The sequence below is a fragment of the Algoriphagus yeomjeoni genome (assembly GCF_003259505.1).
In the GTDB taxonomy this organism is placed as follows: Bacteria; Bacteroidota; Bacteroidia; order Cytophagales; family Cyclobacteriaceae; genus Algoriphagus; species Algoriphagus yeomjeoni.
Window position 1 is genome coordinate 76,247 of record NZ_QLLK01000013.1, and the last position, 15,383, is coordinate 91,629.

12 protein-coding genes and 1 pseudogene are annotated in these 15,383 nt (G+C 43.8%); 8 read left to right on the forward strand and 5 right to left on the reverse strand.

The genetic code is table 11. From position 1 onward, the window contains the following. Positions 1-1,186 precede the first annotated feature (1,186 nt). Together LV83_RS21835 and LV83_RS21315 are read right to left on the reverse strand one after the other, a co-directional pair. Positions 1,187-1,384: pseudogene (locus LV83_RS21835) on the reverse strand (IS256 family transposase); the annotation flags it as partial. Positions 1,385-1,528: 144 nt separating this feature from the next. After that, positions 1,529-1,840, reverse strand: coding sequence for a hypothetical protein (locus LV83_RS21315; protein ID WP_146613754.1), 312 nt, complete (start codon positions 1,838-1,840; stop codon positions 1,529-1,531). Between LV83_RS21315 and LV83_RS18225 the strand changes: the two genes are divergently transcribed. Beyond that, positions 1,823-2,320: an ImmA/IrrE family metallo-endopeptidase gene (locus LV83_RS18225; RefSeq protein WP_158530622.1), complete on the forward strand. Its 498-nt coding sequence runs from the start codon at positions 1,823-1,825 to the stop codon at positions 2,318-2,320. The genes LV83_RS21315 and LV83_RS18225 overlap by 18 nt on opposite strands. A 199-nt stretch (positions 2,321-2,519) precedes the next feature. Here LV83_RS18225 and LV83_RS18230 read toward each other — a convergent pair whose 3' ends face one another. Next, positions 2,520-2,819, reverse strand: coding sequence for a hypothetical protein (locus tag LV83_RS18230; RefSeq protein WP_111613001.1), 300 nt, complete (start codon positions 2,817-2,819; stop codon positions 2,520-2,522). Between the two features lie 1,020 nt (positions 2,820-3,839). On the opposite strand from LV83_RS18230, the gene LV83_RS18240 reads away from it, so the two are divergent. The 3 genes from LV83_RS18240 to LV83_RS18250 all read left to right on the forward strand — a co-directional run bounded on the left by LV83_RS18240 (position 3,840) and on the right by LV83_RS18250 (position 10,182). Continuing rightward, complete coding sequence (locus LV83_RS18240; RefSeq protein WP_158530623.1) at positions 3,840-5,507, forward strand: TlpA family protein disulfide reductase; 1,668 nt, start codon at positions 3,840-3,842, stop codon at positions 5,505-5,507. A gap of 14 nt (positions 5,508-5,521) precedes the next feature. Beyond that, positions 5,522-8,719 carry a SusC/RagA family TonB-linked outer membrane protein gene (locus tag LV83_RS18245; RefSeq protein WP_111613004.1) on the forward strand — a complete coding sequence of 1,066 codons (3,198 nt, stop codon included), beginning with the start codon at positions 5,522-5,524 and terminating at the stop codon, positions 8,717-8,719. Between the two features lie 116 nt (positions 8,720-8,835). Beyond that, a complete protein-coding gene (locus LV83_RS18250) occupies positions 8,836-10,182 on the forward strand; it encodes a RagB/SusD family nutrient uptake outer membrane protein (RefSeq protein WP_158530624.1) in 1,347 nt (448 codons plus the stop codon). A 34-nt stretch (positions 10,183-10,216) separates the two neighbouring features. On the opposite strand, the gene LV83_RS18255 is transcribed toward LV83_RS18250, so the two are convergent. Continuing rightward, positions 10,217-10,471, reverse strand: coding sequence for a hypothetical protein (locus LV83_RS18255; protein WP_111613006.1), 255 nt, complete (start codon positions 10,469-10,471; stop codon positions 10,217-10,219). A gap of 1,557 nt (positions 10,472-12,028) precedes the next feature. Between LV83_RS18255 and LV83_RS18265 the strand changes: the two genes are divergently transcribed. Genes LV83_RS18265 through LV83_RS18280 form a run of 4 tightly spaced genes read left to right on the forward strand, consistent with a single transcriptional unit; the run spans position 12,029 to position 13,739 of the window. Continuing rightward, on the forward strand, positions 12,029-12,775 hold the full coding sequence (locus tag LV83_RS18265) for a hypothetical protein (protein WP_111613008.1): 747 nt from the start codon (positions 12,029-12,031) through the stop codon (positions 12,773-12,775). Between the two features lie 3 nt (positions 12,776-12,778). After that, positions 12,779-13,225 (forward strand): DUF5675 family protein, encoded by a 447-nt coding sequence (locus LV83_RS18270; protein WP_111613009.1) that lies wholly within the window; start codon positions 12,779-12,781, stop codon positions 13,223-13,225. Next, complete coding sequence (locus LV83_RS18275; RefSeq protein ID WP_111613010.1) at positions 13,213-13,437, forward strand: hypothetical protein; 225 nt, start codon at positions 13,213-13,215, stop codon at positions 13,435-13,437. The genes LV83_RS18270 and LV83_RS18275 overlap by 13 nt, the downstream gene beginning before the upstream one ends. Before the next feature lie 59 nt (positions 13,438-13,496). Then, positions 13,497-13,739, forward strand: a complete 243-nt coding sequence (locus tag LV83_RS18280; RefSeq protein WP_111613011.1) for a hypothetical protein — start codon at positions 13,497-13,499, stop codon at positions 13,737-13,739. Between the two features lie 213 nt (positions 13,740-13,952). Here LV83_RS18280 and LV83_RS21320 read toward each other — a convergent pair whose 3' ends face one another. Then, positions 13,953-14,210: a hypothetical protein gene (locus LV83_RS21320; protein WP_146613755.1), complete on the reverse strand. Its 258-nt coding sequence runs from the start codon at positions 14,208-14,210 to the stop codon at positions 13,953-13,955. Positions 14,211-15,383 lie beyond the last annotated feature (1,173 nt).

Sequence of the window (15,383 nt, forward strand, 5' to 3'; positions counted from 1 at the left end):
TGAAATTGAGGCTGTGCCTAACTTCATTATTCATCCTTCATTATTCAACATTCGAACTTCTCGACATCAAACCTCCAACTTCCCTTCTTCCAATCCTCTAACATCCAACACCGGCCACCGGACAACTTCCCCCAATTTTAAATTTTCAATTCCTTCATTTTAAATTCTACCCAACTATCCATTTCCATCTTGCTGGCACCTCGCCTTCGTCTCCGAATGATGCTCATGGGCCAGCGCTGATTAAATACGGATGTTTTTTTGCCCAGGGTTGCGTCGTTCCTCCTTACCCTAGGCTACCCATCTTGCCTACCTACGGCAGGCTTTATTCTGCTATTCGACATATGTAATGTCGAATCTCAAACCATAGGATTTTCAATCGAACGACAACCGACTCCTTCCTCTTTCCATCGTGCACGCGCCGCCGTTCGTGTCTCCACGAACGGCACATTTCATTTCACCCAAGCTTCCCTTAGTCATTATATTTTTCGAAATAACCTACAACTCCCGATTCCTATAAGGGCTCCCACTGTTCTTGGGTCCACAAATGGCTATAAGAATATTTTCTATTTCACCCTTTCAGGGCTTGAAATCATGGATATCATATTTTGCGATGGGCTCCACCCATCGCTAGAATATTCTGGCCTTTCAGGCTACCTGTACTACTATTAGACGCCCTTCCCAACACCCAAAGTCTACTATATCCCTGGTGAACTGCCCCCAACTTCATTATTCAACATTCGATATTCTACATTCTTCATTACTATCAATTCAAAGTTCTGAACCTACCCTTGAACCAACTTTGGTAAAGTAACTACTTTCGGATCAACAGATAACAGCAGCCTGCCAACTTTCATTTATTCCTTTAAGGCCGAATAATAATTCACCCTCACACCATTTGCCCTCCTGTCATCTCCTTATTCAACGACTTCTTAAAATGCAAAAAAGCGCCATCGGGCGCTTTTTTATTAAATTATTCATTTACTATTCCAATGGGTGCTGGGTAATTACCCTGCAATGTGATCATTTTTCATAGTGTCGTTAGGTTTGTCATTATTGTTCAACGCTAAAATATAGGTTAAAGTTTGATTTACAAGTGCTTCTTTACTTTATTTCTAAGCTGTCTCCAGAAATAAACTGTTTGGTGCTGATACATCGTTTTGAATTGTACTCTTTGTAAAACACTTGGTTAAATCCTGATAATGCATGTCTGGCTATTATTGTTAAGCGGATTTTTGAAGATCCTTCTGGTGGCCAGATAAACTAGTTTCAGAAGTGCCTTATCGATTGAAAAAGCCCATTTGGTCTTGGTCATTTTTCTAATCTGTCTATGGTACTCTTCTACGACATTGTTGGTATAGATCTTTTTTCTTATCGGTTTGATATAGTCTTAGTCTTAGACAGAGTTTAGATTACAGTCTTTCTAATTTATTTTTTGAGCCCATTATGAGCCCTTTAAAATGGAAAGAAAACCGTGCTATGTGAGGCTCTGAGCATGTTTTTGCCATCTGTAGCCAGAAGAATGAGGAGGTTATGAGCCATTAGTGAGCCCTTTCAACCTATATTGAGTTCCCACCCCTGTAGTTCCCGTTTTCTCTAAATACTCGTCTTCAAGTTCTGATAAGTATCTGGTTGCAGTTGCTTTGCTGACGTTATTTAGTTTCTGGACTTCGGCATTTGTGATTGATCTAAATTCTTGTACATGGAGAACTATTTTTCTTAGTGCTTCCTTTAGGCCATGCTTTTCTAATTCTGTATCCGAATATTTTATAATGGTTACTTGGAAGTCGGGAGGGGTGTCGGAAAATATTGGCGGAGCGATTTTGTGCTCTTTTGCAGTCATTCATCTTTTACAGGATTTATATCAAAAAATTATGCGGAAAGAGAAGCAGATTATTTTGCATCCTGTTTACTACTACCAGAGTGCCGTTTTAAAGCTGACGTTTTTAAGAGGAAATTTAAATTTGAACTTGTTCAAGAATTAGCAAAAAAGTATCAAACAAGTGTAACAGCTACAGCTATTAGATTTGCTGATATTGGAAATCATCCTATTATGGTGGTTCTTTCTTTGAAAGGCAGAATTAAGTGGTATTGGTATAGCCATGATTTTCCTTATAAATGGTTGAAGCATGGTAAAGCAAAGGTGCCAGATGATACAGTGGCTGGTGAATATTACTCTAAGAACCGATCTCCAAAACAGGTACAAGATGTTTTTGCAATTGACTGGTTTAACTATGTTCAAGAATACGATACTTATCGAAAGTTTTATGAGCAATGTCTTTTTTACAAGGGATATGTTTTAAGTATAATTTGGGAAGATTAATAAAAGGAAACTCGTAGCAGCAAATTTGTGTACACTTCTTCGAGCTTGTAGCCCCCTATCAAATAATAGTTTTATTGAGTTTGTCGAGTTTGAAAACTAACCATTGTATATTAAATGGGGAAGAGTTGAGATACAATCAAAGGGACAAGTTTCAAATCACCCTCTTCCCCTCGTAAGTAATGATATGGCTCTAAGAAGGCTATTCAGGCTTTTCAGAATCATCTATGATATTGAGGAATTCCTCTGGGATTTCAACACCATCGAAAAATTTTTGCACATTCATATCTTTGTACTTAAAAATGACTCGGATCAAAGAGGATATTTGCATATCCTTGGTTCCTGATTCATATTTTCCATACTGAGATCTATTAAGCCCTTTATCGGTAGTGAAATTTTCATAATTGGTATAGCCTTCTTTTTTTCGCAACTCGGCCATTCTATTCCCAATGGATTCTAATAGCTTCCCCTTTATTTGGTTTGATTCATCTTTTTCTGCCATGAATGCAAGGAGGCAAATCGTCTAAAAAATTATTACTCCCAATTAGGAGTATTCAATTGTTACACTTATATTTAAGCTGAATATTTTAGAACGATTTCGGATATTTTATTCAAAAGGATAACTTTGATTGATATTCGAATTAAATTCTAAGCGTTCGCACTTAGTGTCTCAGAACTGAAAACGGCCAATTTTCTTTATGGAACGAGACAAAAGTGGGAATGCTCACGCCATTGGCGTGGGCTACTCGCTTGCTTGTTCCAAGGTGCTTGGCCGTACCTCAGTTCTTGCAAGAAGGAGAGTCCACTCCAATGGCTTTTTTTCTTGGGGACTATAGTAATAACTCAAGTATTATGGAACAGACCTTGATTTTTTCTGGATTACCAAGCTTCCCGGGAATTGATTTCTGGAAAGGGGAGAGGACTGCATTTTACCTTGGGACACATTGCTCATTACCTATCTATTGTAGCCTTTTACCAGAGGAACTCGGCATCACCGCGGTAGATCGCCTGTTTCCTCTAAAGCCCAAGAATCCGATTTAAGGATTCGTTTTTTCGCCGATTAAGAAGTTGCGCAGCTTCGAGCAGATCGGTTACTACACACTCAGGTCAGCAAGCTCGCAGTAGCCGGTAGCGCTGACACATTTCTTATTTATTCATTATTGCTGGACTATCGGAAATCGGTAGGGTGGGAAGGGTATGTCTTGAAAGAAGTAGCAAGTAGCTAGTATCAAGAAGCAAGTCGGGAGAGTCTAGAATCTAGAGTCAAGAAGCTAGCGTCTTGAACCAAGTGTTCGTGATTCTACTTTCAGCTTTGAGCTTTGAGCTTTCAGACTTTCCTTCTGGCCACTGAGACTGCCTATTGCGACTGAGATTGCCGCGGCTCGTACCTCGCCTCGCAATGACGGTACTATCATCGGTCAACCGACAACGGACAACGGACAACGGACAACGGACAACCGACATCAGTCATCGGACATCGGACATCGGTCACCCGACATCCAGCATTACAAACAAAAAGCACATGAAAAAAACACTACTCATCTGCTTACTGGGATACCTATGCGTACCCATAAGCACATCCACAGCAAAAGTTGCTGATTCACCCCCGGAGACTGATTTGGTTGATTACTCCGGCATTCCAGGGCAGGAGGGCGAAAGCTCTTCTGCCCACATGGGGAAGGCCTCTCCGGTGATAATCTATGGAGAGCTAATCAATCCCGATTCTTTGGGGCCTATCCAGCTTACTGTTTATCCCTATGGCAAGCGGGTAGGTCTCGGAGAAGACCGTCATGAAATCACCCCCTTACGCGGAACATTCACCGACGGTGTGGTGGATGCCAGGGTTAGAAAGTTTCTGGGTAAGCTGGAGTTTACTACTGACTTCGCCTACCTGGATCTATACCTGCGAGATAGACCTATTCTTAAGGAGTACCTAGTCCTGCCTGGCGATAGCATCATGATTTCAATAAACCTACTTACCAACCAGATTCTGTTTGGTGGACCATCTCGGCAATGGTTTCAAGCTCAATTCGATATAAAAAGGGAGATAGCAACAGATCGCTTTAATTCCCCTAGAGTGCTGGTCGAACTCGACCGGGAACAATTTCTTGCCCGTTCTGATAACCGTTCGGAATTACAGGAAAATGAAACACAGTTTGGTTCCAGACTCGAAATCCTCGAGCAGGGGAAAACCGCCATAGACCGAAGCCTTTCACTGCTTGGCAAGAATACCGGAGAAGATATCCCAGGCTACCAAACCCTGGAGCAGTACCGCAAGTCTCTGAATGACAATCAGTATTCCTTGTTGATGTCCGAACTGGTTAGTAGCTATTACGCCGGCTATTTGGGTGAATCCAGAAGGTATGACCTGTTGGTTTCCCGGATGCGGAATGACCGTCAGGCGCTGGAAAGGCTAGGCATTGTCTTACCTGAAATATTGCAACACCTCAAAAATCAAGCTGACAAGCTTGATTCTACACTGCCAACTGCCGGATTGCTCAATTTTCTTGGCGAATGGGCGCAGACCACGGCCTTACTTTCAGAACGCAGTTTTTTGGAAGTAGTCACTGAAGTGTTTGAAAACCCACTTAGGGAAAGACTCCTGGCGGAATATGTACTTGCCACAATGAACAGACAGGATGACCCCTTGAAATACGTAGATAAGTTTTTGCCTTGGATCAGCAGTAATCCCTGGAAAGATGAACTTGAGAGCAACCAGGCCAATTTTAGGTTGGGAGTTCCCTTGGAAAAAGCACAGTTGACGGATTTGGATGGTAATTCCTTGGCATGGGATGACTTGCAGGGCAAGCCCACCCTCCTGTATTTCTATTTTTCCACCTGCACTCACAGTGCCAGATTCTTCCAGGAATACCTCTGGCCACTCTATCAGGAGTTGGGTGTATCCAAAAGCCTGGACTTAGTGGCTATTTCAATTGACAATGATCAGGAGCTTTGGAAAGAGTCTATTGCTGAATACTCCAATCCTACACTTACTAACCTAAACCTGCCGATCAAGGATTCTAAAAACTGGCTGGACCATTACCTGATCCTGTCCTTTCCCCGGGTGTTTCTTCTGGACAGTTCAGGAAACCTGCTTTCTCTAAGGGTAAGAGAAGATACCTATGGAGCACTCAAATCAACCGTACTCTCCCTGCTCGAAAGTGAAAACAAATCCATTTCCCACCTTTAATACATCTAAAAATCATGAAAAAAAAACTGCTTGTTATAGCATTATGCCTGTGGAGTACCCTAGGAATGGGAATGCAGGAACTGAGCCACCCTGTTAAAGGGCGGGTGCTGGATCAATTGACAAATGCTCCTGTTGTAGGAGCCACACTAATTGTCAAAGGAACTACCAAGGGTGTTGTCTCGAACAACGAAGGGAAATTCACCCTAAACTTAAGGCCCGGTACCATCACCTTGGTGGCAAGTTTTGTGGGATATGAGTCTAGTGAATTGCAAGTGACTGTCCCAAGTGATACTGATCTTGAAATTTACCTTCAGGAAGATGTGTTTGGATTGGCCGAGGTTCGGGTGGTATCCACCGGTTTTCAGGAGCTATCTGCCGAACGGACGACAGGATCATTCGTCCTGCTGGATGAAAAACTGATCAACCGTCGTGTCAGTACTTCTATACTGGATAGAATGGAAGACGTGACACCAGGGCTGATTTTCAACCGTGACAGGCCAGATAAAGGACTAGGTGAAAGTATTAGCATAAGGGGAAACAGCACCCTGCTTGCAGATAGAAAACCCTTGATCGTGGTGGATAACCTAGCCTATGATGGACCTATAGAAAACCTCAATCCAAATGACGTGGAAAGTATTACCGTATTGAAGGATGCCGCAGCTGCTTCCATCTGGGGTGCACGGGCAGGAAATGGGGTAATCGTGATCAAAACCAAATCAGGGAAGTTTGACCAACCCTTGCGGATACAATGGAACTCCAATCTCACATGGCAAGATGCATTCGATCCCTTTTATAAGCCTTTGATGAATATAAGCTCCTTTGTAGACAAAGAAATTAAACTCTTTGAAGCGGGCATCTACGGCAGCAGGGAAGGTGCTTACGGCAACCCGAAACTATCGGCGCTGGTAGAGGATCAGATTGCGCATAGGGATGGACTGATTACTCAGGATCAACTCAATACAGCAATACAAGCCTACCGGACCACCGATACCCGTTCAGACCTTGCAAAGTACTTTTACCGCCCCTCCCTTAGGCAGCAATATTCCTTGCAGCTGAACGGTGGAACAAAGAATTACTCCTACGCGCTGGGAATGGGATGGGATGAAAACAGGGAGACTCAGCAAGGTTTGGATCAACAGAGAATAACGGTATCCCTACAACAAAACTGGAAAGTATGGGACGAGCGACTTGAATTTGGACTCGGCACCTACCTGATCCAGTCCAAGGGAGTCAACTCCTTTCCTCCGCTTGATGGATTGGACCCCTATATCCCCCTAGTAGGCATACAGGGAGAAGCATTGCCGGTTCTATGGAGAAATAGCGCCCGACTCAAACAGGAATTGGAAGGGACAGGTATTCTGGACTGGGATTATTACCCCTATGCAGAACTAGGGCAGAGCCCCTCGATAAACCGTCAAAATGAAATCCGCATCAATCCAAGGATTACATGGAAATTGGGCAAGGGGCTGTCTCTTAATTCCAATTATCAGTTTTGGACTGGGACAGGGTTTACTGATCAGGTAAACAGCTCAGACAGCTTTTACTCTCGCGATTTAATCAATCAGTTTACGGAAATCTCCTCACCGGGAAGCGTCATAAACAGAGTCCCACTTGGTTCTGTATATAACTATTCGGACAGCAGATCCTTTAGCCATAACTGGCGGAACCAGCTGAACTATAACCTTGTGACAGGGCCTCATGAAATTAATGCCTTAATAGGGAATGAAATCAAAGATTTTCAGACTGAAGGAAAATCGGGTAGGGCTTATGGATATGAAGAAGAAACGGGGGTATCACAGCAAATAGATCCCACTTCATATTATCCTGACCTTAAGACTGGATATACCTCACGTATACCATTGCCACAAACCTTTAATGGGACTATTAACCGATATGTATCCTATTTCAGTAACCTTGGTTATACGTTTAAGGAGAAATACTTGCTAACAGGATCAGCCAGGCTGGATGCCTCGAATCTTTATGGTGTAAGCACCAACAAAAGGACAGTTCCGCTATGGTCAGCCGGGTTGGGTTGGTTAGTATCCGAGGAATCCTGGATGGATTGGGAAGTATTGGATTACCTCAAAGTGAAAATGAGTTATGGATTCAACGGAAATACCAACCCGGCATCTACGGCCTTTACAACCGGTTCCTATTTCGGGGCTGGCACCAATCGATGGGTAGGTCTCCCTTGGCTCTCTATACTTAATCCTCCAAACCCCTCTCTCAGATGGGAGAAAATTAAGATTATAAATTTTGGAACCGAGTTTGAATTCTTTAGAGGGAAACTAAGGGGAGGATTGGAAATCTATTCCAAGGATGGGATTGATCTATTCGGTAGTCAGCCTATGTATCCTTCTTCTGGGGTTAGCTCTGTAGTTAGAAATTATGCCAGTACAAAGACCAAAGGCCTAGATCTTAATCTGACAGCCAGAATAATCCAATCTCCGGTGATTTGGGAGGCTAGTTTTTTCTACAGTCATGTCAGGGAAAAAGTCACAGCTTATGCTGTCGATCCAGTTCCGACAAACGCTGCAATTTATTCCTCTGGCCTGTCGGGTATAGGGCCATCCCCGGTGGAAGGATTCCCGATTTATAGCATTTTCAGTTTCCCCACCGCCACGTTGGGTCCTGACAATGGGAACCCAAGAGGAATCATTGAGGGAGAGCCAAGCGCCGACTATTCCCGAATTCTGGCAGAGACGACCATGGATGAATTGAATTTTCATGGCTCCTCTATACCTACACATTTCGGGGCTTTGAGAAACCAACTGATCTGGAAAGGATTTGACCTTTCTGCTAATATTAGTTACCGCATGGGGTATTATTTCCGAAGGGAAAGTATTGTGTATGATAACCTGAACCGTGGGGAAATCAGTCATGCGGATTTTGAACAGAGATGGCAGAACCCCGGCGATGAACTGATTACTGACATTCCTTCTGATCCCGGAATATCAAATCCTCAGAGAAACATATTTGATCAGGTGAGTTCTAGGTCAGTCCGCAAAGGAGACCACATCCGCCTTCAGGATATCCGCATGAGCTACTCCTTCCGTCCGGCAAAGGGACCGAAATCCCCCGAAATCCAGATCTACGGTTATGCTAACAACCTGGCAGTGCTATGGAAAGCCGCCAAGGATGTACGCGATCCTGATTTTAGGAATGTCCAGGCTCCACGGTCATACTCAATTGGTCTTAAAATAAATTATTAAAATGTCCTGATAGAGGTAAAAGACACGCAGTAAGTAGTTATATACAGTAAACACCGTCATAAATGTGTCCGGTGGTTGTTCACCGCCATCTCATTCAGTACCCAATTCTAACAACTATGAAACTTTCTAAATTTATATACTTTATAATTTTCCTTTCCATCTCCGGGTGCGAAGGATTTTTGGATACCAAGCCTGAAAAATCCCTGATTATACCCAAGACCCTGGATGATTTTCAAGCTATTCTCGATGCAGAACCACGTCTGATGAATTCAATAACCAAAATGGGTTTTTTGGCATCGGATGAAATTGTAATGGCCGATCCCTTAGTGAGTCTGCTGACGCTGGACGAAAGGGCAGCGTACCTATGGGAGGGGGATTTTTACACCCCGGACGCTGCTGGAGTTGATTGGTCAGTGGGGTATCAGCGCGTATTTTATGCCAATGTGGTGATTGAAGGTATTAGGGACTACAAACCAACCAGTCCATTTGAAATACAACGTGCGTCGGAACTGGATGCCGCGGCTAGATTTCATCGTGCATTTGGGCATTTTATGATTGCAGCGCAGTTCATGGGACCATATGACCCTGGCAACCCTACTGCACCAGGAATCCCCATCAGAAACTCGGCAGATTTGAATGCACCAAGTCCCAGGGTCACTATGAAAGAAGCATTAGATTTTATCAGGGAAGATTTGGAATTTGCAAGCGGCGTCCTTCCGGATTTTCCAGAAATACCCACTAGAGCCTCTGCCTGGGCTACAGAAGCAATGCTCAGTAGAGTTTCACTCTATATGCAGGACTACGAAAAGGCCTACCTCCATTCAGGTAATGCATTGGAAATCAAAAATGAGTTGCTTGATTATAATACCCTTGATTCAGGTTTGAGGTTCGTGTTTCCCAGGTTCAATGTGGAAGTGATCCATCATGCACATATGATAACAGGAAGATTTTATAATTCCCCTCAGACATATGTTAACCCTGAGCTGATCAATCTCTATGATTCACTTGATTTAAGATTACTCCGTCTGATGGCTCCCAGTCCTTTGGAGGGGTTATACAATTTGCAAGGAAGGTATTCTGGAGAATCATTTCTATTTGGAGGACTTGCTACGGATGAGGTAGTATTGGATCATGCAGAGGCCGCTGCCAGATTAGGCTATGAAGAAGAGGCCTTGCAAGACTTAAATTATCTTTTGAAAAACCGTTATTTGCAGGGAGCTTTCATCCAGTTGGATGATCTCTCGGGAGACTCCCTGATTTGGAGAATTGCAGAAGAAAGACGTAAAGAATTACTCTATAGAGGTGTTCGATGGTTGGATATGAAGAGATACTTTCAAGATCCTGCCATGGCAAAAATCAATGTGAGGACATATCAGAACAGAGAATATCGCTTGGAACCGAATTCTTCAAAGTACACATTCCCAATTCCTCCGAGGGAAGTAAGATTGAATGATCAGTTATAAAAAATGGGGAGGATTACCCTCCCCATTAACTTAGTTATTCAGCAGGGAATACAAAAATCCCTGGTTTTACAGCTGGCGATTCAATATCCTCAGCAATGTGCGTACAAACCATTTCAGGATTATAGTTACAATTATAGTCCACTCCGGGTGTCAATCCGGAAACATTTCTCCAAGTGGATCCATCTAGTCCAAATTCCGGATCTGGATCACTTGGACCTGTGAATGCAAATGCTGCAAACGCTGCCAGCACAAAGGCAAACAGCGGTAATCTTTTTACTAAAGTATTCATCGTTATGTCCTGTTTTTTAACAGATCAAAAACAGGGAAACCGTTTTCGGTTGTTTGCCTACTCTAAAAAGGGTTTTCGGCATCTCCCTTTGGGAGCCTCATTGGGTACTAGCCTGTCTCTTACCCCAGGCTATCAAGAGAAATGAGTCTCTTTTGTAGCGTCACCCTTGGAGGTTTTTAAAATCTCCAAGAGTTCTTTCTTAATCTCTGCCGCCGTTCGTGTCTCACGATCGGCTATTATGCTTATCTAAGTATTTTTTGCAGCCCATTCTTGCAAGGTTTCGGGCTGTGGGGGCGGTTTACAGCAGCCGCCCCTTTTTTTTACCTTTTGGGTTTTCCACAACCCCGAAGGTTTTTGACTCAGTTCCTGTAATCACGAAAGCCCCTCCATCCATGGCCTATGTCTCACCGACCATTTTTCCTTACTAAGCCGTACATCTCACATCCAAAATCCGAAATCCAAAATCGATTCGGTTTCCATCTTGCTGGCACTTAGCCTTCGTCTCCGAATGATGATATAGGGCCAGCGCTGGAAAATCAACACAACCTTTAACCCAGGGTTGAAACCCTGGGCTACCCATATTGCCTACCTACGGCAGGCTTTATTCTATAGATCAATTGAACAATACCATCCTCCCCTTTAGGGATCGGGGGCACATTGGACATCGGACATCGGGCATCGGCCACCTTACATCCAACCTCCAACCTCCTACTTCCCAGCCTCCCTGCTTCCGAACCTCCAATTTTAAATTCTTAATTCCTTCATTTTAAATTCTCAATTTCCTCCGTTTCCATCTTGCTGGCACTTCGTCCACGTCTTCGAATTATGATCGTGGGCCAGCGCTGGGTGTACATAGACATCTTTAAACGCCGGGTTAAAACCCGGCGCTACAAACCTGTCACCCCGCTGGGGTTTTCCCACCAACCACCAACCACCAATCCATTTTAAATTCTTAATTCCTTCATTTTAAATTCTTAATTTCCTCCGTTTCCATCTTGCTGGCAACTAATCCCTGTCTCCGAATTATGATCGTGGGCCAGCGCTGGGTGTACATAGACATCTTTAAACGCCGGGTTAAAACCCGGCGCTACAAATCTGTCACCCCGCTGGGGTTTTCCCACCAACCAACAACTCCTGATTCCTATCGGGGCAATCAACATCTGACATCAAACCTTCAACTTCCCTGCTTCCAAACCTCCAACACCGGTCACCGGACAACTTTCCGCCAATTTTAAATTTTAAATTCTTCCATTTTAAATTCTCAATTCCTCCAATTTTAAATTCTCAATTCCTTCATTTTAAATTCTCACGAACCCCCTACATACTCCCGTGATACCCGCATGATAAAGGCATGATACCCGCATGATACCCCCTAGATAAAGGCATGATACTTGGGCTTTTGTCCATACTTTCCAGCTATTCTATAGCTTCTACATTATCTATTTAATCCATATTATTCACAGAATCCACAGAATCCACAGAATCTACTTTCGTTTTGATTTCCAGATAGATACCTCCAGATTTCTGCCATGTTTTACAATTAAACAAATCAAGAACATGGCAAAACAAGCTGGATATATCAAACTGGAAGGAACCATAGGTGACCTTTCATTTTACAAAAACCGCGATGGTAACTTCATCGCCAGGCGTAAGGGAGGAGTCACCAAAAAGCGACTTCTAACAGATCCCAAGTTTCAGCGTACCAGGGAAAACATGCAGGAATTCTCCAAGGCAGCCACCGCAGCCAAATTCCTTAAAAATGCTTTCCGGGAAATAGAGCTGAAATCTAATGGAGGCAAACTTCACAACAGGTTATACTCCATGGCGATGAAAGTGGTGAAATCCGACCCTGTGTCCGCAAGAGGTGATCGCAAATTTGAATTGGGTGATATGGCGCTCTTACTTGGATTTGAGTTTTCCGAAAAAGCAGTCTTCAGCAATGTGCTGAAAAAGCAGCCCGATATTTTGGACGACCCTGCTTACGTGTCGGTCACCATTCCTGAATTGGTTCCCATGAAGTATTTGCTCTATTCCCAAGGCTCAACACACTACAGGTTTTCGCTGATCAGGGCTGCAGTGGACTTTGAAGCAAATTCCTTCAATACTGAGATAAGTACCGTGGTTCCGATGTTGATCAATAACCTGTCTTCACCGGAATTGACTTTGACCCTCCCCAAGCCTGCAGTCGCTGGAGAGAAATACTTCTTTGCCCTGACCCTAGAGTTCCTCACTCAGGTTAACGGCAATCAGTATGATCTAAATGATGTGTCGCAGAATCCCGCATACATTTTATCAGTGGTCTAAACCATGGATCTGGTACTCGACCGGGAATATTATCCCGGAGGAACAAATGGCTCTCTGATTCTCGAAGGTAAAATCCTTTGCAAATGCATAGAGCTACCCGCAGCCTTCTTCAAACCGCAATCTGTCTGTATTTCTGAAGGCATCTACGAATTAGACTTTATCCCAGACTCTACTAAGCAGAGGATAAGTCTCTTCAGGTGCCCTAATGGAATCAGATCAGAGAAGCCCACTGAAGTTGAACTGTGTACAAAGCAACTGCAACGCAACATCGTCCTCGTGTCTGAAATTACAGGAGAAGGTAGGGGAGTCCCAAGCCCAAAAGCCTTGGCAAACCTTACTCACCTGATAGGTCAGGCACTTCAAAAAGGTGAAAAGGCTACACTGGAGATAAGGAGCTATCCAGAACATGCCCTAAACCTCACTTGCCATCAAATTGAATGGATGGATTGATGTTTCAGGCAGTCACAGGAGGAGTCATCGCACTCCTCCTCTCTGTCATCGCTTACTTCCTGAAACTCCTTATTCAGGATTTCAGACAATTGAATATTGAGCTTACAAAACTCAAAGAGCTCTTTATCCGACTGGAAGCCGAGCAGGTATTTTTAAAGACCATGCTTCAACGTAACCGTAGTCCGACTATCCGTAAGTCACCTGACATCTGACAACTCCCGGTCCCGATCGGGACAACCGAAAACCGATAACCGCTAACCGACAACTAAAAATGAACATACTAACAGAAGTAAAACAACGGGCCATCGCCCCCACACCGCCATTTTTCCAAAAGGTAAAAAAGGCAGGATTGATCATCGCAGCAACTGGTACAGCCATATTGACCGCCCCAGGAATGGTACCTGCAGTATTGCTGGCTTATGCCGGATATGCTGTTACAGCAGGAACAGTTTTGGTAACTATCTCTCAATTGACCGTCGATGACGGAGCCTTTGAGAAGGCAATGATGAATTAAAATTGATTTTGAATTTCATAAAACCGATGGGGATTCCTCATCGGTTTTTTTATTCCCACATCTGATAGGCCCATCCGATTGGATTTATCCGGGTGGAGGCGAATCAACATTCTGCTATTCGACATTTGTAATGTCGAATCTCAAACCATAGGATTTTCAATCCGGAACAAAAAACCAATCAATTGCACAACCCTTTTGAATAGGAGCCTGGCTTTAGCCCACTCCAATCTTTCTCGCTGCCGTTCGTGGAGACACGAACGGCACTCCAACTTCCCTGCTTCCTAACTTCCAATCTCCAATCCATTTTATATTATAGATCCTGCCTGCCCCAACTTCATTATTCAACATTCGATATTCATCATTCGAACTTACCAAGATCCAAATCCCAAAACGATACGTTTCCATCTTGCTGGCACTGCGCCATCGTCTCCGAATGACGATCGTGGGCCAGCGCTGGGTGTACATATACATCTTTAAACGCCGGGTTAAAACCCGGCGCTACAAATCTGTCACCCCGCTGGGGTTTTCCCATCAACCAACAACTCCTGATTCCTATCGGGGCAATCAACATCTGACAACAAACCTTCAACTTCCCTGCTTCCAAACCTCCAACACCGGTCACCGGACAACTTTCCGCCAATTTTAAATTTTAAATTCTTCCATTTTAAATTCTCAATTCCTTCATTTTAAATTCTTAATATCCTCCGTTTCCATCTTGCTGGCATAACTTTCACGTCTCCGAATAAAAATCCCGGGCCAGCGCTGGGGCACGAATATATCCTTAAGCACCGGGTTAAAACCCGCCGCTATAAAATCTGCCATGCCTACGGCATTGCTTCCAAACCTCCATTCTCCAATCCATTTTAAATTCCTAATTCCTTCATTTTAAATTCTTAATTTCCTCCGTCTCCATCTTGCTGGCACTTAGCCTTCGTCTCCGAATGATGATATAGGGCCAGCGCTGGAAAATCAACACAACATTTAACCCAGGGTTGAAACCCTGGGCTACCCATATTGCCTACCTACGGCAGGCTTTATTCCATAGATCAATTACACAGTACCTTTCTCCCCAATCGGGATCTGGCTTACGACCAACTTCCAACTTCCCTGCTTCCTTGCTTCCGAACCTCCAATTTTAAATTTTAAATTCCTTCATTTTAAATTCTTAATTTCTACCGCCGCCGTTCGTGTCTCCACTAACGGCTCATTATACCACCCCATCTGATCCAAGTCTCAGGACCTGGTTCATTATGCAGTCTCCTGAAAGCTTCCATATATACCTTTATTTCTTATCGCAAATGATTATTTGAAAGGCGGGGAGGAGGTCAAAATAGCGGGCCAGCGTCCGGCCTGGCGCGCAGAAGCATTATTTTGACAAAGGTTTTTGTTTCTTTTTGCCTTCAAAAAGAAAGGGAAAATATGCTGTCCAATCTGGTCCAACTTCCCCGACTTTGATCCGCCTCAATGCAGTCTCCTGGCTTCCCTAACTTCATCATTCGGCATTCGATATTCATCATTCGAACTTACCAAGATCCAAATCCCAAAACGATACGTTTCCATCTTGCTGGCACCGCGTCCCCGTCTCCGCAAGGCGATCGTGGGCCAGCGCTGGGTGTACATATACATCTTTAAACGCCGGGTTAA